Origin of the sequence: Propionivibrio sp. (genome assembly GCF_041441355.1) — a bacterium.
Lineage (GTDB): Bacteria > Pseudomonadota > Gammaproteobacteria > Burkholderiales > Rhodocyclaceae > Propionivibrio.
Genome location: NZ_JASDTF010000016.1, coordinates 117,632 through 137,434 on the forward strand (window position 1 = coordinate 117,632; position 19,803 = coordinate 137,434).

The following is a 19,803-nucleotide window of genomic DNA, read 5'->3' on the forward strand; positions in this document are numbered from 1 at the left end:
GCGTCAGCGACCGGCAACGTATTCCTTAAAGGTTTTAGCAATGAACGAAACAATTTCGCCGCGCGCTTTGTTGCAAGAGATGTTCGCTACCGCCATCGAGGCTGCGCAACCCAACCGCTGCATTCCCGACCATCTGCCCGCCAAACCTAAGGGCAAGCTGATCGTCATCGGCGCGGGCAAAGCCTCCGCCGCCATGGCGCGGGCGGTCGAACAGCATTGGGAAGGCGAGCTTGGCGGCCTGGTGGTGACCCGCTACGGTTACAAGGTGCCCTGTGAGCGCATCGAGATCGTCGAGGCGGCGCATCCCGTTCCCGACGACGCCGGCCTCCAGGCCGCGCAACGCATCCTGGACCTCGTCGGCGGCCTGTCCGCGAACGACACCGTCCTGTGCCTGATTTCCGGCGGCGGCTCGGCGCTGCTGCCCCTACCGCTCGCCGGCATCACGCTGGAAGACAAACAGGCGGTCAGCCGCGCCCTGCTCAAGTCGGGGGCGACGATCAGCGAGATGAACTGCGTTCGTCGCCACCTGTCGGCCATCAAGGGCGGGCGCCTCGCGGCGGCCTGCCATCCGGCGAAGGTGGTGACCCTGCTGATTTCCGATGTGCCCGGCGACAACCCGTGCGACATCGCCTCCGGGCCGACGGTCGGCGATCCGACGAGCTGCGCCGATGCGCTGGCCATCGTCCGTCGCTACGCCATCGACCTGCCGGCCAAGGTGCGCGAAGTGCTCGAGAGCGGCGCCGGTGAGTCGATCAAGCCGGACGATCCCCGTCTGCAGAACACCGAAACGCACATCATCGCTGCGCCCCAGATGGCGCTCGAAGCAGCGGCCAAAGTGGCGCGCAACGCCGGCCTCGACGCCTATGTGCTGAGCGACAGCATCGAAGGCGAAGCGCGCGACGTAGGCAAGGTGCTCGCCGCGCTGGCGCGCCAGGTGGCGCAGCATGGCGCGCCGTTCAAAACCCCGTGCGTGCTGATCTCCGGCGGTGAGACGACGGTTACCGTGCAGGGCACGGGCCGCGGCGGACGCAACGTGGAATTCCTGCTCTCGCTCGGCGTGGCCTTGAACGGCGAGCCGGGTGTGTATGCCCTGGCGGGCGACACCGACGGGGTCGACGGCCAGGAAGAAACGGCGGGGGGCTTCCTCGCGCCGGACAGTCTGGCGCGCGCCTGGGAACTCGGCGTGCGTCCCAAGGATCGCCTGGACGACAACGATGGGCACGGTTTCTTCAGTGCCCTGGGCGATTCGGTCGTGACCGGCCCGACGCTGACCAACGTCAATGATTTCCGGGCCATTTTGATTACCGGTGCGGCGCAGGCCTGAGGCCTTCGCGCGGCGCCAAACGCGAAAGAGAAAATGAACAGAAAACGTAATGCCAAGATCGTGGCCACGCTCGGCCCGGCCAGCAACACCAAGGAAACCATCCAGGCGCTGTTCGAAGCCGGAGCCGACGTCTTCCGCCTCAACTTCAGCCACGGCTCGCACGCCGATCACCAGCGCAACTACGAGATCATCCGCGAGATCGAGAGCGAACTCGGGCGCCCGATCGGCATCCTGATGGACCTGCAAGGCCCGAAGCTCCGCCTCGGCACCTTCGCCGACGGCCCGGTGACGCTGAAGGAAGGCGACAGCTTCCGCCTCGACCTCGACCTGGCGACCCCGGGCGACGCCCGCCGCGCGCCGTTGCCGCACCGCGAGATCTTCGCGGCGCTGGAAGTGGGCACCGACCTCCTGATCGACGACGGCAAGGTGCGCCTGTGCGTCGAGTCCTGCGGCCCGGACTTTGCCGAGACGCGCGTCGTCGCCGGCGGTGCCGTCTCCAATCGCAAGGGCGTGAACGTGCCGAGCGTGGTGCTGCCGCTTTCGGCGCTGACCGAGAAGGACCACGCCGACCTGCGCTTCGGCCTTGAGCTGGGTGTCGATTGGGTGGCGTTGTCCTTCGTCCAGCGTGCCGAAGACGTGGTCGAGATCAAGGGCATCGTCAACGGGCGGGCCGGGATCGTCGCCAAGCTGGAGAAGCCGACGGCGATCGACAGCCTGGAGCGTATCGTCGAGGAAACCGATGCGGTGATGGTGGCGCGCGGCGACCTGGGCGTGGAAATGCCGCCCGAGCAGGTGCCGGCGATCCAGAAGCGCATCGTGCGCGCCTGCCGCAAGGCCGGCAAGCCGGTGATCGTGGCCACCCAGATGCTCGAGTCGATGATCTCGGCCGCGGTGCCGACGCGCGCCGAGGCCTCCGACGTGGCGACCGCGATCTACGACGGCGCCGACGCGGTGATGCTCTCGGCCGAATCGGCCTCGGGCCGCTATCCGCTCGAAGCGGTGCAGATGATGAGCAAGATCATCGCCCAGACCGAAACCGACCCGCATTACCGCGAGGCGCTTGAGACCACGCGCACGCCGTCGCGCCCGGACGCTGCCGACGCCATCGGCGCGGCGATGCGCAGCGCCGTCGAGACGCTGCCGGTGGCCGCCTCGGTGGCCTACACGACCTCCGGCTACTCGGCCCTGCGCATGGCGCGCGAACGGCCGCAGTCGCCGATCATCGGCATGACCCCGGAAGTGACCACGGCGCGCCGTCTGGCGCTGGCCTGGAGCGTCTATCCGGTGCGCTGTCCGGAGGTTGCCGACGTGCGCGACATGAGCGACATGGCCTGCCGCGCGGCCAAGGACAAGGGCTTCGGTGGTGCCGGCGAGTACATCGCCATCGTCGCCGGGATGCCTTTCGGCACGCCGGGAACGACCAATCTGCTGCGTCTGGCGCAGCTCAAGTAGTTCCGGTCGCCCGGGCCTTGTCGGGCTCGGGCGCCGTGTTGCACCGTCCGTTGTCGTTTCCTCCAGCGCTGACGGGCGTTTTTTTAGGGCAGGCGCCGACCGGCGTCCTGCCCTTGTTTTTTGGCGGGTACGGACCGCCGGCGGTCGCCTAGGGCAGAAGACGCAGGATTCCGGCGCAAAGCGAACTACAATCGTTTGTAGTTGAGGTCGAAAGGCACGGGGTCGAACGAAGCGGCTTGCTGCGTGGTCCGCCGTTTCCTCTGCTTCCTCCGCGTGCAAGGACAGCCAATGAGGACTTCGGAGCGTGGTCGTTTTCTGACGGAATGGGGGCTGCTCGTCGCCGGGTTGCTGCTCGGCAGCCTGCTCATCGGCGGCGCCCAATACCGGGAATACGCCGACATCGACCGGCGCGAGCGCGAGCACCTGTCCACCCAGGCAGGGATCATCAACAAGAACGTCAGCCGTTCGTTGCTGGTCGTGGAGCGAGCCCTCAGCAACCTTAGCGACGAGCTTTCAGCGCGTGTGCGGGAAAAAAACGGAATGGCCCAGGTCAGCCGCCAGCTGCGTACGATCACCGACGTCATGCGCACTGTCCTGGCCTTGACGGTGCTCGATGCCCGGGGCCGGGTCATCGCCGCCAATCGTCCCGAACTGTTGGGGCAAGACCTCAGCCGGCAGCCGTATTTCCAGCGATTACGTGCCCCTTCCGCGCGTGATCGGCTCCATCTGAGTCCGCCTTTCCAGAGCGAAGACGGGAGCTGGACGATGAATCTGGTGCGCGTCCTGGTCGATCGTGGCGGTGAATTTTCCGGCGTGATCGTGGCGACTCTCGACCCGTCGGAACTGCGCGCGCAGCTTGGCGCCGTGCTCTACGGGCAGGACATGTGGGCCGCATTGGCGCACGGCGAGGGCGTGCAGGTGCTGATGGAACCGGATCGCCCCGAACAGAGCGGGAAAAACTTGGCGCAACCCGGTTCATTCTTCGCCCGCCACCTGGAGAGCGGCACGAAGGCGCAAGTGCTGGAAGGTGTGGTTGCGGCCACTGGCGAGTACCGGCTCATGGCCTTGCACACCATCCAGCCGCCCGAGTTGGCGATGGACGCGTCGCTGGTCGCCGCCGTGGGGCGCGACATGGGCGCGCTTTACGGCGTCTGGTGGCGCCAGTCTTTGCTGGCGGGCGGTTTGTTCCTGCTCTTGGTCGCGGTCAGCCTGCCTGGCCTTGCGTTCAGCCAGCGCCGGCGCCGGCGCAGCGAAGCGCAGGAAGAACGGCTGGCCGCGCTGCAGGCCGAGAACGTGCGCTTCATGCGTTCGCTGATCGACATCATCCCCGGGATGGTCGGCTACTGGACGTCCGAACTGCGCTGCACCTTCGCCAACATCGCCTACCGCGAATGGTTCGGCAAGTCGCCCGAGGAGATGCAGGGCATTCACATCGCCGATTTGCTGTCTGAGGACCTCTTCCGCAAGAACGAACCGCACATTCGCGCCGCGCTGGCCGGCGAACGCCAGCGTTTCGAGCGGACCCTGGTCAAGGTCGACGGTACGGTCGGCTATACGTGGGCGCACTACATTCCGGACATCGTCGAGGGACAGGTGCGCGGCTTCTTCGTGCTCATCCACGACGTCACCGAACTCAAGCAGGTTCAGGTGCAGCTGCAGGCGGTCAATGCGGCGCTCGAGAAACGCAGCATCGAAGCCGAGGCGGCGACGGTGGCCAAGAGCGCTTTTCTCGCCAACATGAGCCATGAGATCCGCACGCCGCTCAATGCGATCACCGGCATGGCCTACCTGCTGCGGCGTTCGGGCGTGACCCCGGCCCAGAGCGACAAGCTCGACAAGATCGAAGTGGCCGGCGCGCATCTGCTCGAGATCATCAACGCCATCCTCGACCTTTCCAAGATCGAGGCCGGGAAATTTACCCTGGAAGATCGTCCGGTGCAGATCGAGCGCCTCTTCGAGGACATTGCGTCGATGCTGGCGCAGAAAGCGCGGGACAAGGGGCTCGGCTTCCACATCGAGGCGGGCGTCTGCCCGGGGCCTTTGCGCGGCGATCCCACTCGCCTCGAGCAGGCTTTGCTCAACTATGCCGCCAATGCGCTCAAATTTACCGAACGGGGGCAGATCACCCTGCGCGTCGAGACGGTGGTGCAGGACGAGGCGAGCGTCACCCTGCGTTTCGAAGTCGAGGACACCGGCATCGGCATTGCCGCCGAGGCGATCCCCAAGCTCTTTACCGCCTTCGAGCAGGCGGACAACTCGACGACGCGCAAATACGGCGGCACCGGTCTCGGGTTGGCGACGACCAAGAAGCTCGCCGAACTGATGGGCGGAACGGTCGGTGTGCACAGTACGCCAGGCTGCGGCAGCACCTTCTGGTTTACCGCCGTTCTGCGCCGCGACGAGGCGCCGGCCGATCCTGCGACCCGGGCGGCGGCCTTCACCGGGAACGCCGAAGCGATGCTCCGGCGCGAACACCCCGGCCGGCGTGTCCTGCTGGTCGAGGACGAACCCATCAATCGGGAAATCGCCCAGCAATTGCTCGAGGATGTCGGGCTTGAGACCGACCTGGCGGAAAACGGTGAGCAGGCCGTTGCCATGGCGGCGGACGGGTCTTACGCCCTGATCCTGATGGACATGCAGATGCCGGTGATGGACGGGCTGGAGGCGACGCGGCGCATTCGTCAGCTCGACGGCTGCGCGGCGGTGCCGGTACTGGCGATGACGGCGAACGCCTTCGCCGAGGACCGGGTGCGGTGTCTCGAGGCCGGGTTGAGCGATTTCATCGCCAAGCCGGTGACGCCGGGCGTTCTCTACGCGACGCTGCTGACCTGGCTGACGCAGGCTGGTGCCGCCGTCGGCACAGCGCCGGCCTGCGCACCGCACGAACGGCGCGATCACTAGGCTGGATTCCGCGCCGGACGCGGCCCCCGTTTGCCGGAGGCAGTGGTAGCATCGGCGCATCCAGGGCTGGACGAAAAAAACCATGAACTATCTCGAAGGCGCGCTCCAGGGCTTCCTCTGGGGCTCTTACTGCGCGGCGCTGGCCATCCTGCTGCGGGTGGCGGTGTTCCCGCAGCTCACGTCGCGTAATTCGCGCCTCATGCTGGCCAGCATCATCCGCACCCTGCTCATCGGCGGCGGGTTGTGGCTGGCTGTCGGCTGCGTGGCGACCAGCCTGTGCTCGGTGGCTGCGCTTGGCTACACCTGGCTCGAGGCCGGCGTCGGCTTGGCGGCGATGCTCGCGACGCTGGGGCTGGCCTACAAGCTGTTGTACGACTACGTGCGGGTCAAAGCTTAGGGCGCAGGAGCGGCGGAGGCCGCATCGCCGAAATTGAGCGTGGCGAGGAAGCGCTGCGCCGCCGGGGAGAGCAGCTTGTCGCGGCGGAAGACGGCGCGGATGCCGCGTTCGAAGCGCAGCCCGGCAATGTCGACTTCGCACAGTCGGCCCGCGGCCAGCTCGTGGGCGACGGTGAAGCGGGAGAGGATGGACACGCCCAGCCCGTGCATGACCCCTTGCTTGATCGCCTCGGTGCTGGAGATGTGCATCTCGCGTCCGAGGCTGCCGCCGTGGGTATTGAGGACTTCGAGCAGAAAGGCACGCGTCGCCGAGGGCGCGGCCTTGATCAGGAAGGTGTCGTCGGCCAGTTCGGCGAGCGTGCCGCGGCCGGCCCGGGCCAGACGGTGATCGGGCGGAACGACGCAGACCATCTCGTCGCGGCAGAGGTCGCGGTGGTCGTGGCGCGCTGCGTCGAGGGGAATCCGGTCCGAAAGGATGAGGAATTCGAGCTTGTTGGCGTCGAGGCGTTCGAGCAGCTTGGCCGAAGGCAGGATGTCGAGCTCGAACTCGAGCTTGGGCGCGAGCTTGCGGTAACGGCCGAGAAAGGGCGGGATCAGATAGATGCCGATGAAGTTGCTGGCGCCGAAGTGGAGGGTGCCGCTGAGCGGGTCGTCCATCTGGTGCAGGTGTTCGGTCGCCGCCTGCAGGGTGCCGAGCAGCTTGCGCGCGTAATCGCAGAAGACGGCGCCGTTGGCGGTGAGGTGGACTTTTTTGCCGATGCGGTCGAAGAGCACCGTGCCCAGCGTTTCCTCCAGCCCCTGGATGCGTGCGCTGACCGCCGGCTGGGTGCAGTTGAGCCGGGCCGCGGTTTCCGTCATGTTCAGGCATTCGGCGAGGGTGAGGAAGGTCTTGATCTGGCTGATGTTCATGGCCCGGCTCGGGAGCGAAACAATAAATAAAGTTTATAACAAATCAACAAATAATAAGTTGGACCTTTTTTGATCGGCTACCGACAATGCGCTCCGCGGGGCCCCTTCCGCGACGAATTTTGCTGGGCGCAGGGGCGCGCAACGTGGAGGCAAGGCCGGTCTCCGTTTCGATTCGATGTATCCCGGGGCCGCTGGCGCGTGATGCGTTGTGCGGCAAGCCGGGGGTGTGGAGGAGAAAATCAATATGGCAGTGGATAATGTGGGGGCGATGACGGAGCGTCCGCCCGCGGGGGCGGTGGATCAAGAAGCCAAAGGCGGGAAGGACGGCGACAAGAACAAGGAACGCGCCGGTTTTCTGAAACGGAATGGGGTCATCCTGGCCGTGGCCGTTTTCCTGGTGCTGTTCTTCATGCCGACCCCGGCGGGCATGGCGCCGGCCGGTCAGAAGGCGCTGGCGGTGTTCTGCGGGGCGTTGACGCTCTGGGTGGCGGGGACGATCCCGATCTACCTGACCTCGATGATCGCCATCGTGGCGCTCATCCTGACCGGCACGGTCAAGGAGCAGACGGCGTTCCGCACGCTCGGCTTCGACGTCATCTGGCTGATGGTGTCGGCCTTCGTGCTGACCGCGGCGATGGTCAAATCCAATCTCGCGCGCCGTTTCGCGCTGTGGATGATCATGCATTTCGGCGGGACGCCGAAACGCACGCTGCTCATCCTGATTCTGGTCAATTTCGCCATTACGTTCTTCATCCCCTCGACCACGGCGCGTGCCAGCCTGATGGTGCCCCTGTGCATCATCCTGCTCGAGATCTACCGCGCGGTTCCAGGCGAGAGCAACTTCGGCAAACTGATGATGCTGACCGGCGTGCAGGCGGATGCGGTAGCGACGTCGGCAGTGATGACCGGGACGGCGGCGAACATGATCTCGGTGAAGTTCATCGAGGAACAGGCCGGCGCCCAGATCAGCTACATGGACTGGCTGATCGCCGGCATGCCGACGGCGCTGATCACCATGCTTCTGACCTTCCTGGTCGGCATGCGCTTGTTCAAGTTCAAGGATGAAGTGAGCGACTTCGAGGCGGGGAAATCCAAGCTCGAAGAACAGCATCGTTTGCTCGGCCCGATCACGCTCGACGAGAAGAAGGCGATGTCGATCTTCCTGATGACCGTCCTGCTCTGGGCGACCGAGGACTATCAGGAGGTGTGGTTCAATGGCTTCTCGATCTCGATCTACGTTACCGCGGTGATCGCCGCCATCTGCTGCATGATGCCGCGCATCGGGCTCCTGACCTGGAAGGAAGCCGGGATCAAGTGGGACCTGATGATCTTCGCCGCCGGAGCGTATGCCGCAGGCAATGCGCTGGAGTCGACCAAGGGCGCGCAGTGGGTGATCAACAAGATGGTTTATGGCCTCGGCATCGAGACCATGGACAAGATGCTGGTCTACGTGGTGGTGATCTTCATGTGCATGTTCAGTCACATGATCTTCACCTCGAAGACGGTGCGGACGACCATCATGATCCCCGCCATCATCGCGCTGGCCAAGACGCTGGGCATGGATCCGGTGAGCCTCGCGCTGGCGGCGTCCTTCACCCTGACCTACACCATCACCCTGCCGCCGCATTCGAAGGTCAACACCATCTACTTCGCGACCGGCTATTTCACGGTGCTCGAGCAACTCAAGTACGGCATCGTGACCTGTCTGATCGGTGCGACCGTGATTTCGATCTCGGTGTTCACCTGGTTCCGGGTGCTGGGGTACGGCATTTAAGCCGGCGTAACGCGAAGCGATTCGAAAGGTTGTTTGAACAATGAGACTGATTTTGTTGCGCCACGGCGAAACCGTGTGGAATATCGATAAACGTTTGCAAGGGCACGACAATTCGCCGCTTTCCACGCGCGGCGTCGAGCAGGCGAAAGCCATCGCCAGCACCGTGCGCGCCTTGGCACCGGCCCGTGTGGTGGCCTCGGACCTCGGGCGGGCGCGCCAGACGGTCGAGCTCATCGGCTATGCCGATGCGCCGAGCGATGAGCGCCTGCGTGAGCTGAATATGGGCGCGTGGACCGGCGAACGCAAAGGCGACCTGCTGAGCACCCAGCCCGAGCTGTATCACGACTGGCGTGCCGGCCGTTATACGCCAGCGGGGGGCGAGGGCTGGGACGAATTTGTCCATCGCATCCGGACCGGCCTGGAAGATTGGGTTTATCAGGGCGCAGGCGATCTGCTCGCCGTCGTGCACAGCGGGGTCGTGCGCGCGGCCTGCTTTTCGTTCCTCGGGCTTAAGCCGGCGCAGCTTTTGCCGGTCACTCCCGGGACGCTGACCATCCTCGAGTTTGATGCCGACCGTGCCTCGCCGCCGCGCCTCGAAGCCTACAACCTCGGCGCCTTCGTTCCCGACAGCGCCGTGGCCGACTGAGCGCCCATCACCGATCGACCTGCTCTACGAGCCGTTCCCGTCCGGGGCGGCTCGTTTTTTTATGCGCGTTTCAGATCAGCGGCCGCTGGCGGTAGAAGACGAGGCCGGGGACGGCGAGGCCGACCGCCAGCGCGGCGACGATCAGGCAGGCGCTGAGGCCCGAGTTGATGGCCGTGGCCAGAAGTTCGGGGGTGACGGCGTTCTGCTGCATCTGGGCCAGCGCGATCAGCGCGGTGAAGATCTGCACGCCGGGGATCATCGGAATGACGGCGGCGACGGTGAAGGCCTTGGGGTGCGCGCGCAGCCGTTTGGCGACATAGACGCTGGCCAGGCTGACGCTGGCCGCGGCGACGAAAGTGGCCCAGGCGATGGGCATGCCGAGGTCGGTCTCGACGAGCAGGAAGCGCAGGCCGCGGCCGATGGCGCCGCCGGCGGCACAGAAAATCAGCACCCGCGCCGAGACGTTGAAAACGACGCCGAAGCCCGCCGCGGCGATGGCGGCCAGGACGGCCTGTTCGAGAAAGGCGAAGAGCAGCGCGTTCATAGCCAGTTCCAGACGTTCCAGACCGAGGTGGCGAGCAGGATGCCGCCGCAGGTGGCGATCGAGAGCATGGTGGCGACGGCCCAGCGCGAGATGCCGGTGTTCATGTAGCCCTTGACCATGTCGGAAACGGCGTTGATCAGCGGGAAGCCGGGGACCAGCATCAGCACGCTGGCCGCCATTGCCGTCTTGGGCGCTGCGCCGATGCCGTAGAGCAGGCTCTGGGCGGCGATCGAGGTGGCGACGAAGGCGGAGGTGGAGAAGGTCACCAGCGGGCTGAAATGCAGCGCGGCGAGGTGCAGGCGGACGTACATGGCCACGGCGCTGGCGGCGAAGGCGACGAGGCAGCTCACCGCGTCGGCGTGGGCGAGGCGGGCGAAGGCGGCGCAGGCGATGCCCACGGCGAGGACCACGGCCCAGCGCGGGTAGCGCGCCGGGCTGAGCGTTTCCAGACGCTGACGGTAGGCTTCGACGTCGAGCAGTCCGTTTTCGACGTCGAGTACCAGGCGCTGGAGCTCGATCACGAGGTCCATGTTGATGCCGTGGTCCTTCTGCCGGCGGACGGTGGTGATGCAGTGCTCGCCGCTCAGCGTGGTGATGACGATGGCGCTCGACATCAACGCGATTTCGACTTCGCAGCCGCCCAGGGCGTGACCCAGACGACGCACCATGTTTTCCACCAGGGCGCTTTCGGCGCCGTGCTGCATCAGCAGCAGGGCGGTGCGCGCGCACAGGCGCGTCACCTCGCGCTGGGTCGGCTCGTCGAGCGCGAGCGGAGCGCTCAGAGGGAGGGCGGACGACAGTATGGGCATGAATGATCCTTGGGATGAGGGCGGCAGCGATGGGCAGCAATCGGCTGCGGCCGGCGCTGTTGGTCTAGCGCGCGGGCGAAAAGTTCGCCAGCCCCGATGGTAATCGGGATGACGCCGGCTTTCCAACCGTTGGGGCCTTGCCCGGGGCATCGATCCGACGTGGGCGTACGAACAAAAAACACGAATACTGTACATGCGTACAGTATTCGGTTAATCTTCGAGGGTCGGCCTGCACATGCGCGTGGCCCAGTGTTCGAGGAGAGCAAGATGCAACAGCTACAGGAGTGGTTTGACCGCCTGGCCGGAGTGTCGGCACAGGCCACGGCACGGCAGCGAGCGGTGGAGGCGGTGTTCCGCCAGCCCGGTTTCGATCCGACCCCGTTCGAGCGCCCCGCGTTCTGGCGCCGGCGCGCGCGCGTCGCCCTGGGGCGGGCACGCGGCTGAAATCCCGGCTGCAGTGCGTTTCTCTGGCGTCTACGCCTGTCCTGTCCCTTGTCGATGCGCCGGATTGCCCACCTGGACATGGACGCGTTCTTCGCGTCGGTCGAACTGCTGCGCTACCCCGAACTGGTCGGCGAGGCTGTGGTGGTCGGCGGGCGGCGGGCGCATGCGCCGGTGACGCGCGCGGACGGGCGCCGCGACTACGCCCGTCTGCGCGATTACACCGGGCGCGGTGTGGTGACGACCTCGACCTATCCGGCGCGCGCGCTCGGCGTGTTCTCGGGCATGGGCCTGATGCAGTCGGCGCGTCTGGCGCCGGAGGCCATCCTGCTGCCGGCCGACTTCGAGGCCTATCGCTACTATTCCCGCCGTTTCAAGGCCGCCGTGGCGGCGCTTGCGCCGTGCATCGAGGACCGCGGCATCGACGAAATCTACATCGACCTCACAGCGCATGCCGAAGCCTCGCAGCCCTTGGCCGAGCGTCTGCGCGACGCGGTCTTCGCCGCCACCGGACTGTCGTGTTCGATCGGCATCGCGCCGAACAAGCTGCTTGCAAAACTCTGTTCGGACCTCGAGAAACCCCGGGGGGTCACCGTGCTGACCGCTGATGAGGTGCCGACCCGCATCTGGCCGCTGCCCGCCAAGCGGATCAACGGCATCGGCCCGAAATCGAACGAGCGTCTGGCGCGGCTCGGCATCGAGAGCATCGGCCAACTGGCGGCGACGCCTCTGGAAGTTTTAGTGCGTCACTTCGGTGCGGCGAACGGGGCGTGGATGCACCGCGCAGCGCGGGGTGAGGACGCACGTCCGCTGGTCATCGCCGCCGAGCCCAAGTCGCTGAGCCGCGAGAGCACTTTCGAGCGCGATCTGCACGCCCGCCACGACCGGGCCGAGCTGGGCGAGATCTTCACCGGCCTGTGCGTGCGCCTTGCCGACGACCTGGCGCGTAAGGGCTACGCCTGCCAGACGGTGGGCATCAAACTGCGCTACGCCGATTTTCGCGCCGTGACGCGCGACCTCACCCTCGATGCGGCGGTGGCTGATGCCGCCGCCCTGCGCCGTGCCGCCGGCCAGTGCCTGAAGCGGGTTCCGCTCGAAGCGCGCCTGCGCCTGCTTGGCGTGCGCGCCGGCAAGCTGGTGCCTTTGAGCCGGGTCGGCGCCGTCGTTCCGGGCGCACGCCAAGGCGAACTGGTGTTTTAGGTGAAGTTTCGGTCGTTGGCGGGGGAGGGGGAATTTGACATCATCTGACCGCATTCTTGTATACATCTGGTTATGTTCAGCGGGCACGATGTGCTACCGAAAAATCAATTTCACATCGCAAGATAATAGGTCGTATCGTGAAAAAAAATGCCTCAAACGATTTCCCCTGAGATAAAATGGGCTTCGTCGGTTCGGCACAGTTGTTTCCGGATAATCAGCAGCTTAGACCTTAGTCATATGGGGTTTAAGGGTCCGGAAGTCGAACCCGGTCGGAGTGCATGGTGCCTTCGGCCCGCCAACGAAGGTTCGACTGGCTGTCTGCCAAAAAATGAATACAGCGTCCTGGATTGCCCCTCGCCCCGATGACGGGGATGGTGCAAGCCAAATTCCGGTCCCCTGCGCGCTTGCCCTCCGGCCTGTTGCGCGAGGCGAAGCTCATGCCGTCGGCACGCTACGCTAGCCTCCGGGCCTCCTGGAATCTCAAGACGCGCCGGGCGACGTCCGGCAGCACTCCCTACACGCACCTGTCGTTTTCAACGGCCGCATTGACCGGATTCGGTAATGCGGCATTTAGCCATTTGAGCGGAGAGGAGAAGGGCGACCACCACCCGTAGTCTTCGCCGGCGCCCGGTGCCGCGGCCATCCCGCAGCGCCCGAACCGGCCAGGCGCATGTGCCACAAGCACGTTGGAAAGCAGGCGAGAGATTCAAGCTCTCCGCCGTCAAAACGAGACGCAGTCTTCCGGCTGCCGCGGTGCTTACCCCCTGCCCCGCCCATCCGGCAAACGCGATCGAGCGCGACGGTCCCGGAACGCCCCGCAGGGCGCCGGCAGTGCGGCAGGAACGGCAGCCCAGTGAGGGCGCCCAGGGCCGCGAAGACTTCCCCAACGTGACGGGTTTCATGCGACGGAGCGCCAAACGCTTCGTCCGATGCTGCCGAGCGCAGCGCCGACCCGAGGACGCCCCGACCCAATCCGGATACCGATTTCACTTAAGACCACAAGAGGAGTTAGTAATGAATGCACCACTGACCGTCACGACCCGCCAGAATGCGTGGGAAGGCTTTGCCGACGGTGAATGGCAGACCTCGATCAACGTTCGCGACTTCATCCAGAAGAACTACACCCCGTATGAAGGCGACGCTTCGTTCCTGGCCGGCCCGACCGCCCGTACGACGGCCCTGTGGGCCAAGATGGCCGAGCTGCTGAAAAAGGAACAGCAGTCGAAGGGTGGCGTTCTGGACGTCTCCGCCAACATCCCGACCAGCATCACCGCGCACGACGCCGGTTACATCGACCAGTCGCTGGAAGTCATCGTCGGTCTGCAGACCGACGCCCCGCTCAAGCGCGCCATCGTCCCGAACGGCGGCCTGCGCATGGTCGAGCAGGGTCTCGAGTGCTACGGCTTCGAGAGCGACCCCCTGGTCTCGGAAATCTGGACCAAGCACCGCAAGCACCACAATGCCGGCGTCTTCGACGTCTACTCGGACGAAATCCTCAAGTGCCGCAAGTCGGGCATCCTGACCGGTCTGCCGGACGCCTACGGCCGTGGCCGCATCATCGGCGACTACCGCCGTGTGGCCCTGTACGGTGTGGACGCCCTGCGCGCCGACAAGAAGCGCGAGTTCAAGGAGCTCGACAACGCTGAATTCGTCGAAGGCACGATCCGCCTGCGCGAGGACCTCTCGGAGCAGATGCGCGCCCTGAACGAACTGAAGGAAATGGCCGCCAAGTACGGCTTCGACATCAGCCGTCCGGCCGCCAATGCCCGTGAAGCCGTGCAGTGGACCTACTTCGCCTACCTCGCCGCGGTCAAGGAGCAGAACGGTGCCGCGATGTCGATCGGCCGTATCGCCACCTTCCTCGACGTCTACATCCAGCGCGACATGGACGCCGGTCTGCTGACCGAAGCCGAAGCGCAGGAAATGATCGACGATCTGGTCATCAAGCTGCGTATCGTCCGCTTCCTGCGGACGCCGGATTACGACCAGCTGTTCTCGGGCGACCCGACCTGGGTGACCGAATCGATCGGTGGCATGGGCGAAGACGGCCGCACGCTGGTCTCCAAGAACAGCTTCCGTATCCTGCACACGCTGTACAACCTCGGCCCGGCGCCGGAACCCAACCTGACCGTGCTGTGGTCGGAAAACCTGCCGCAGGGCTTCAAGGAATTCTGCGCCAAGACCTCGATCGACACCTGCTCGGTGCAGTACGAGAACGACGACCTGATGCGTCCGTACTGGGGCGACGACTACGGCATCGCCTGCTGTGTCTCGGCCATGCGCATCGGCAAGCAGATGCAGTTCTTCGGCGCCCGCGCCAACCTCGCCAAGGCCATGCTCTACGCGATCAACGGCGGCCGTGACGAGCAGTCGGGCGACCTCGTCGTCCCGGGCTTCGAGCCGATCACCGGCGACACGCTGACCTACGACGAAGTCGTCGCCAAGCTGCTGCCGATGATGGAATGGCTGTCGGGTGTGTACATGAAGTCGCTGAACGCCATCCACTACATGCACGACAAGTACCACTACGAGCGCATCGAGATGGCCCTGCACGACCGCGACATCCTGCGCACGATGGCGTGCGGCATCGCCGGTCTGTCGGTCGTCGCCGACTCGCTGTCGGCCATGCGTCACGCCAAGGTGTCGATCATCCGCGACGAGCGTGGTCTGGCCACCGACTTCAAGATCGACGGCGAGTACCCGGCCTACGGTAACAACGACCAGCGCGTTGATTCGATCGCTGTCTGGCTGGTCGAGACCTTCATGGGCCTCCTGCAGAAGCAGAAGACCTACCGTGAATCGGTCCCGACCATGTCGGTGCTGACCATCACCTCGAACGTGGTCTACGGCAAGAAGACCGGTAACACCCCCTGCGGCCGTAAGGCTGGCGAACCGTTCGCCCCGGGTGCCAACCCGATGCACGGTCGCGACAACAAGGGGGCACTGGCCTCGATGTCGTCGGTCGCCAAGCTGCCCTACGCCTGCTCGCAGGACGGCATCTCCTACACCTTCACGATCATCCCGAACGCCCTCGGCAACAGCGCCGACGAGCGCATCGGCAACCTGGTCGGCATGCTCGACGGCTACTTCGCCCAGAACGGCCACCACATCAACGTGAACGTGTTCGATCGCGAGACGCTGATGGACGCCATGGAGAAGCCGGAACTGTACCCGCAGCTGACCGTGCGTGTTTCGGGCTACGCGGTGAACTTCATCAAGCTGACGCGCGAGCAGCAGCTTGACGTCATCAGCCGTACCTTCCATGCAGGAAGCTAACTCAGGCTTGAGTTGCCCGCGCCCCTCGCAAGAGGGGCGCGGTACCACCCCCGCCCTCGAAGGCTGGGTGCACTCGACCGAAACGTTCGGCACGGCCGATGGCCCGGGGATCCGCTACATCCTGTTCCTCGCCGGCTGCCCGTTGCGCTGTCAGTACTGTCACAACCCCGACACCTGGCACCGCAAGGACGGCACGTTGACCTCGGTCGAAGACATCCTGTCCGACATCGCCCAATACCGGAATTTCTTCGGTCGCGGGCGTGGGCGCGGCGGTGTCACCATCAGCGGGGGCGAACCCCTGGTGCAGCCGAAATTCTGCAAGTCCATCCTGCGCGGTTGCAAGGAGATGGGCCTGCACACGGCACTCGATACCTCGGGCTACCTCGGCAAGGACGCGGACGACGAACTGCTCGCCGACCTCGACCTCGTGCTGCTCGACATCAAGGCCGCGACCGGCATGAAGTACAAGTCGCTGACCAACGTTTCGCTCGATCCGACGATTCGGTTCGCCGAGCGTCTGGCGCACCTGAACAAACCCGTCTGGCTGAGGCATGTCCTCGTGCCGGGCTATACCGACAACGTTACCGACCTCGAAGCCCTGGCCACATTCGCGGCCGGCCTCGGCAACGTCGAACGGGTCGATATCCTGCCCTTCCACCAGTTGGGCGAACACAAATGGCGCGAGCGCGGACTCGACTACAAGCTGGCCGGCGTGCGTCCGCCAGCGCCCGAGACCGTGATCAAGGCGCGCGACATTTTCCGTGCGGCGGGCCTGCTGGCGTACTGAGCCGGTTTGCCCGCACGCGAATTTCCCGTTATTTTTTTCTGGATTAACCAAGACCATGCTGAAAAAGGTCGACAAGGGCCTCCTTGCGAAGGAAGAGGCTGAAGCCAAGAAGTCCAACTACGCGTCCGAGGCGCCGGCATTCGAGCCGCTGCTGCCCGATGCAATCGCCGTCTCGGCGGAAAACGCCGGTATCAAGAAAGCCAAGCAGGGCCTGTCCACGCAGTTCATGCTGGCCGCGCTCGGCGGCGCCTTCGTCGGCCTCGGCGCGATGTTCGCCATGATCACCATCACCGGCGCCGAAGGCATCATGTCCTACGGCCTGACCCGTCTGCTGATGGGCGTCACCTTCTCGCTCGGCCTGCTGCTGGTGGTCATTGCCGGCGCCCAGCTGTTTACCAGCGACTGCCTGATGGTCATGGCCTGGGCCAGCGGCCGTCTCGACACCGGCCGCATGCTGCGCGTGTGGACCACCGTCTGGGCTGGAAACTTCGTTGGCTCGGTTGCGCTCGCGGCGATCATCTTCCTCTCCGGCCACTACATGGCCGCCCAGGGCGAAATCGGCGCCACGGCGATCTCGCTCGCCTCGTACAAGAGCCAGTTGCCGGTCGGCAAGGCCTTCTTTGCCGGAATCCTCTGTAACGTGCTGGTCTGTCTCGCGGTGTGGCTGACGCTCTCCGCCCGCAGCCTGACCGACAAGGTGTTCGCCATCCTCTTCCCGATCAGCGCCTTCGTCGCCGCCGGTTTCGAGCACTGCGTCGCCAACATGTTCTTCATCCCCTACGGCCTGATGATCAAGCACGGTGCCGCCGACGCCTTCTGGGCCACCGAAGCCGGCCTGCGCGTGGCCGCGCTCGACATCCCGATCGACACCTTCGCCCGTAACATGGTCTTCGTCACCCTCGGTAACTGGGTTGGCGGCGCCTTGCTCGTCGGCGCGGTCTACTGGGTGATCTACCGGCGCGGCAAAGCGGCGACGCACTAAGCGTTTGCGACGAGCCGTCGAACGAGCGGCGTAGTCCTCAACTGGGCCAGTCCTCTCCGGACTGGCTTTTTTTTGCCCGGAATCCGGCTTGTTAGAATGAGCGTCGTAGCGATGCTGGAAAGGAAAGCGCGATGATCCATTCGCAATACCTCCGACGCCTGTTTCTGTCGGTGCTTGTCGCCGGCGGGCTGGCTCCGCTGACTGTTCAGGCCAACCCGGTGACCGTGCTCGACGCTGCCACGGTGCTGCCGGCCGAGATGCTCGAAGGCCCGAATTTCTGGGTCGATCCCGAGGTGCGCAACGACGGGCTGGTCAATACCTACCGGGTGAAGACGAAATACGGCACGCTCGAGATCGAGGGCTCGCCGTTGTTGTTCGAGCGCATCGGCGAGTTGCGCGGACTCGACCAGATCGAGAAACTGGAAAAAAGCGAGGTCTATCAGTCGGCGCTCAAAGCCGGGGCGAAAAGTCCTTTGCGTGGCGCCGAGGCGCTGATCGACAACCCGGTCGGCGCGGTCACCGGTGCGGCAAAAGGCATCGGGCGCTGGATGAGCGACATCGGCCGGGCGGCGACGAGCGGCGATCCGCATCAGGCCGGCGTGACAGAGACCGCGCTTGGGCAGGCGACGGCCAAGCGGGCTTTCGCCTACCAGTTCGGGGTCGATCCCTACACCCGCTTCAAACCCCTGCAAAAAAGCCTCGACGAGCTGGGCTGGGCGGCCGCCGGGGGCGGTCTGACGACCAAGGTGGCCTTGGCTTTCCTGCCCGGAACGATGGGCACCGTGGTCGCAGCGACCGGAACCACCGATTCGATGAAGGCCTTGGTGCGCGACAAGAGCCCGGCCCAGCTCGACAGCCTCAACCGCGACAAGCTGCGGGCCATGGGCGTGCCCCGTACGGGCATCGACGCCTTCCTGGATAACCCGGTACTTTCCCCCCAGGACAAAACCATCATCGTTGGCGAACTCGAGACGCTCAAGGGCAGCAAGGGGCGCGCCGCCTTTGTTGCCGCGGCGGCGAGGGCGGAGGATGAGGCGATGGCGCTGTTCATGCGCTACCGGGCGCAGATGATCGGTCGCTTCGCGAGCGAAAAGGGGGCGGTCGAGAGCTTCGTCCGGATCGATCGGACGCTGTTCGTTCGGACCTGGCGCGGCGAGATCGTCGGCCTCTTCCCCATCGATCGCATCGCTTACGACGAGGAGATGAAGGAGAAGCTTGCCGTGCTCGACCGGGCGATCGGCAAGCTGAACGGGGTGCACAGCAAACAATTGTGGATCGGCGGGCCGGTCGATCCCGCGGCGCGGGAACACCTACAAGCGCGCGGCTGGACGGTGCGCGATCGCCTGTTCGAGAAGATCATGGCCGCATCACGTCGGGAGTAAGCCGTGGAGGCGTCGGTGCTGCGGCGTCAATCCGGGTAAGATTCTCTCCTCCCGATGACCCTTCAGCGCCTTTCCGGATGCGCTTTTTTCAGGAGACGACCCATGGCCAACATCACCTTTCTCGGTACGGGGCTGCTCGGCAGCGCATTCGCGGAAGCCGCAGCCAAACGCGGCGACACGGTCAGCGCATGGAACCGCTCGCCGGACAAACTGCAGGCATTGATCCCATTCGGAATCAAGGCTGCGGCAACGCCGGCGGATGCTGTCCGCGGCGCGACGCGTGTGCACCTCATCCTCAAGGATGACACCGCGATCGAGGCGGTCATCGCTGCCGCGCGCCCCGGGCTGGCCGCCGACACCATTCTGATCGACCACAGCACCACCCTGCCCAGGCTCACGGCCGAACGCGCCGCGCGCTTGCAGGCTGAAGGTCTGCACTATCTGCATTGCCCAGTGTTCATGGGGCCTGCGGCGGCGCGCCAGGGGCTGGGTTCGATGCTGGCGGCCGGGCCGAAAGCGCTGTTCGAGCGCGTCCAGGGCGAGCTTGCCAAAATGACCGGTCGCCTGGAATACCTCGGCGAGCGCCCCGACCTGGCGGCGGTCAACAAGCTCCTGGGCAACACCATGCTGATCGGCAGCTGGGCGGTGATCGCCGACGTCCTGACCCTGGCCCGGGCCGGTGGGGTGGGCGCCGAGGACGCGATCAAGCTGCTCGGCCTGCTCGACATGAACAACATTGTTGCGCTGCGCGGCGGCAACATGGCCAAGGGCAACTTCGCGCCGAGCTTCGAGCTGGCGATGGCGCGCAAGGACGTCGGGCTGATGCTCGAGGCGACGGGCGAGCTGCCGCTCGCCACCTTGCCCTCGATCGCCGCCCGGATGGACCAGCTCCTCGCCGCCGGCCACGGCGCTGACGATGCGAGCGTGCTGGGCATCGACGCAGTCGGACGACGCTGAAACCGGTGGGCGCGGCCCCAAGC

At 65.3% G+C, this 19,803-nt stretch carries 16 protein-coding genes; 13 read left to right on the forward strand and 3 right to left on the reverse strand.

Annotated elements, in window-relative coordinates; genetic code table 11:
• Positions 1–40: 40 nt before the first annotated feature.
• The 4 genes from QMB55_RS05130 (at position 41) to QMB55_RS05145 (ending at position 6,074) form a co-directional block, all read left to right on the forward strand.
• Positions 41–1,324 (forward strand): glycerate kinase type-2 family protein, encoded by a 1,284-nt coding sequence (locus tag QMB55_RS05130; protein ID WP_497587599.1) that lies wholly within the window; start codon positions 41–43, stop codon positions 1,322–1,324.
• A 33-nt stretch (positions 1,325–1,357) separates the two neighbouring features.
• Positions 1,358–2,776 carry a pyruvate kinase gene (gene pyk, locus QMB55_RS05135; protein WP_497587600.1) on the forward strand — a complete coding sequence of 473 codons (1,419 nt, stop codon included), beginning with the start codon at positions 1,358–1,360 and terminating at the stop codon, positions 2,774–2,776.
• A gap of 288 nt (positions 2,777–3,064) precedes the next feature.
• Positions 3,065–5,677: a response regulator gene (locus QMB55_RS05140; RefSeq protein ID WP_497587601.1), complete on the forward strand. Its 2,613-nt coding sequence runs from the start codon at positions 3,065–3,067 to the stop codon at positions 5,675–5,677.
• 82 nt (positions 5,678–5,759) lie between these two features.
• Positions 5,760–6,074 (forward strand): hypothetical protein, encoded by a 315-nt coding sequence (locus QMB55_RS05145; protein WP_497587602.1) that lies wholly within the window; start codon positions 5,760–5,762, stop codon positions 6,072–6,074.
• Here the strand turns inward: QMB55_RS05145 and QMB55_RS05150 are convergent.
• Positions 6,071–6,982 carry a LysR family transcriptional regulator gene (locus tag QMB55_RS05150; protein ID WP_497587603.1) on the reverse strand — a complete coding sequence of 304 codons (912 nt, stop codon included), beginning with the start codon at positions 6,980–6,982 and terminating at the stop codon, positions 6,071–6,073. The genes QMB55_RS05145 and QMB55_RS05150 overlap by 4 nt on opposite strands.
• A 244-nt stretch (positions 6,983–7,226) precedes the next feature.
• Here QMB55_RS05150 and QMB55_RS05155 point away from each other — a divergent pair, with 244 nt between their 5' ends.
• Positions 7,227–8,756: an SLC13 family permease gene (locus QMB55_RS05155; protein ID WP_497587604.1), complete on the forward strand. Its 1,530-nt coding sequence runs from the start codon at positions 7,227–7,229 to the stop codon at positions 8,754–8,756.
• A gap of 40 nt (positions 8,757–8,796) precedes the next feature.
• On the forward strand, positions 8,797–9,402 hold the full coding sequence (locus QMB55_RS05160) for a histidine phosphatase family protein (protein WP_497587605.1): 606 nt from the start codon (positions 8,797–8,799) through the stop codon (positions 9,400–9,402).
• A gap of 70 nt (positions 9,403–9,472) precedes the next feature.
• Here the strand turns inward: QMB55_RS05160 and QMB55_RS05165 are convergent, their stop codons facing one another.
• Together QMB55_RS05165 and QMB55_RS05170 are read right to left on the reverse strand one after the other, a co-directional pair.
• Entirely contained in the window at positions 9,473–9,946 is a 474-nt protein-coding gene (locus QMB55_RS05165; protein WP_497587606.1) for a threonine/serine exporter family protein, read from the reverse strand.
• Entirely contained in the window at positions 9,943–10,755 is an 813-nt protein-coding gene (locus QMB55_RS05170; protein ID WP_497587607.1) for a threonine/serine exporter family protein, read from the reverse strand. Before QMB55_RS05170 ends, QMB55_RS05165 begins: the two co-directional genes overlap by 4 nt.
• Positions 10,756–11,022: 267 nt before the next feature.
• Between QMB55_RS05170 and QMB55_RS05175 the strand changes: the two genes are divergently transcribed.
• From QMB55_RS05175 to QMB55_RS05205, 7 genes are all read left to right on the forward strand, one after another.
• Complete coding sequence (locus QMB55_RS05175) at positions 11,023–11,199, forward strand: hypothetical protein (RefSeq protein WP_497587608.1); 177 nt, start codon at positions 11,023–11,025, stop codon at positions 11,197–11,199.
• Positions 11,200–11,277: 78 nt separating this feature from the next.
• Positions 11,278–12,396: a Y-family DNA polymerase gene (locus QMB55_RS05180; RefSeq protein ID WP_497587609.1), complete on the forward strand. Its 1,119-nt coding sequence runs from the start codon at positions 11,278–11,280 to the stop codon at positions 12,394–12,396.
• Positions 12,397–13,410: 1,014 nt separating this feature from the next.
• Complete coding sequence (pflB, locus tag QMB55_RS05185) at positions 13,411–15,672, forward strand: formate C-acetyltransferase (RefSeq protein ID WP_497587610.1); 2,262 nt, start codon at positions 13,411–13,413, stop codon at positions 15,670–15,672.
• 7 nt (positions 15,673–15,679) lie between these two features.
• Positions 15,680–16,459: a pyruvate formate-lyase-activating protein gene (gene pflA, locus QMB55_RS05190; protein WP_497587611.1), complete on the forward strand. Its 780-nt coding sequence runs from the start codon at positions 15,680–15,682 to the stop codon at positions 16,457–16,459.
• 55 nt (positions 16,460–16,514) lie between these two features.
• A complete protein-coding gene (locus tag QMB55_RS05195; protein ID WP_497587612.1) occupies positions 16,515–17,441 on the forward strand; it encodes a formate/nitrite transporter family protein in 927 nt (308 codons plus the stop codon).
• 131 nt (positions 17,442–17,572) lie between these two features.
• Positions 17,573–18,823, forward strand: a complete 1,251-nt coding sequence (locus QMB55_RS05200; protein ID WP_497587613.1) for a hypothetical protein — start codon at positions 17,573–17,575, stop codon at positions 18,821–18,823.
• 102 nt (positions 18,824–18,925) lie between these two features.
• On the forward strand, positions 18,926–19,780 hold the full coding sequence (locus tag QMB55_RS05205; protein ID WP_497587614.1) for an NAD(P)-dependent oxidoreductase: 855 nt from the start codon (positions 18,926–18,928) through the stop codon (positions 19,778–19,780).
• Positions 19,781–19,803 lie beyond the last annotated feature (23 nt).

Bases quoted from the DNA above. Each gene is read 5' to 3' on its own strand.
- QMB55_RS05130 (WP_497587599.1), top strand. From the start codon at position 41: ATGAACGAAACAATTTCGCCGCGCGCTTTGTTGCAAGAGATGTTCGCT.
- pyk (WP_497587600.1), top strand. From the start codon at position 1,358: ATGAACAGAAAACGTAATGCCAAGATCGTGGCCACGCTCGGCCCGGCC.
- QMB55_RS05140 (WP_497587601.1), top strand. From the start codon at position 3,065: ATGAGGACTTCGGAGCGTGGTCGTTTTCTGACGGAATGGGGGCTGCTC.
- QMB55_RS05145 (WP_497587602.1), top strand. From the start codon at position 5,760: ATGAACTATCTCGAAGGCGCGCTCCAGGGCTTCCTCTGGGGCTCTTAC.
- QMB55_RS05150 (WP_497587603.1), bottom strand. From the start codon at position 6,982: ATGAACATCAGCCAGATCAAGACCTTCCTCACCCTCGCCGAATGCCTG.
- QMB55_RS05155 (WP_497587604.1), top strand. From the start codon at position 7,227: ATGGCAGTGGATAATGTGGGGGCGATGACGGAGCGTCCGCCCGCGGGG.
- QMB55_RS05160 (WP_497587605.1), top strand. From the start codon at position 8,797: ATGAGACTGATTTTGTTGCGCCACGGCGAAACCGTGTGGAATATCGAT.
- QMB55_RS05165 (WP_497587606.1), bottom strand. From the start codon at position 9,946: ATGAACGCGCTGCTCTTCGCCTTTCTCGAACAGGCCGTCCTGGCCGCC.
- QMB55_RS05170 (WP_497587607.1), bottom strand. From the start codon at position 10,755: ATGCCCATACTGTCGTCCGCCCTCCCTCTGAGCGCTCCGCTCGCGCTC.
- QMB55_RS05175 (WP_497587608.1), top strand. From the start codon at position 11,023: ATGCAACAGCTACAGGAGTGGTTTGACCGCCTGGCCGGAGTGTCGGCA.
- QMB55_RS05180 (WP_497587609.1), top strand. From the start codon at position 11,278: ATGGACGCGTTCTTCGCGTCGGTCGAACTGCTGCGCTACCCCGAACTG.
- pflB (WP_497587610.1), top strand. From the start codon at position 13,411: ATGAATGCACCACTGACCGTCACGACCCGCCAGAATGCGTGGGAAGGC.
- QMB55_RS05195 (WP_497587612.1), top strand. From the start codon at position 16,515: ATGCTGAAAAAGGTCGACAAGGGCCTCCTTGCGAAGGAAGAGGCTGAA.
- QMB55_RS05200 (WP_497587613.1), top strand. From the start codon at position 17,573: ATGATCCATTCGCAATACCTCCGACGCCTGTTTCTGTCGGTGCTTGTC.
- QMB55_RS05205 (WP_497587614.1), top strand. From the start codon at position 18,926: ATGGCCAACATCACCTTTCTCGGTACGGGGCTGCTCGGCAGCGCATTC.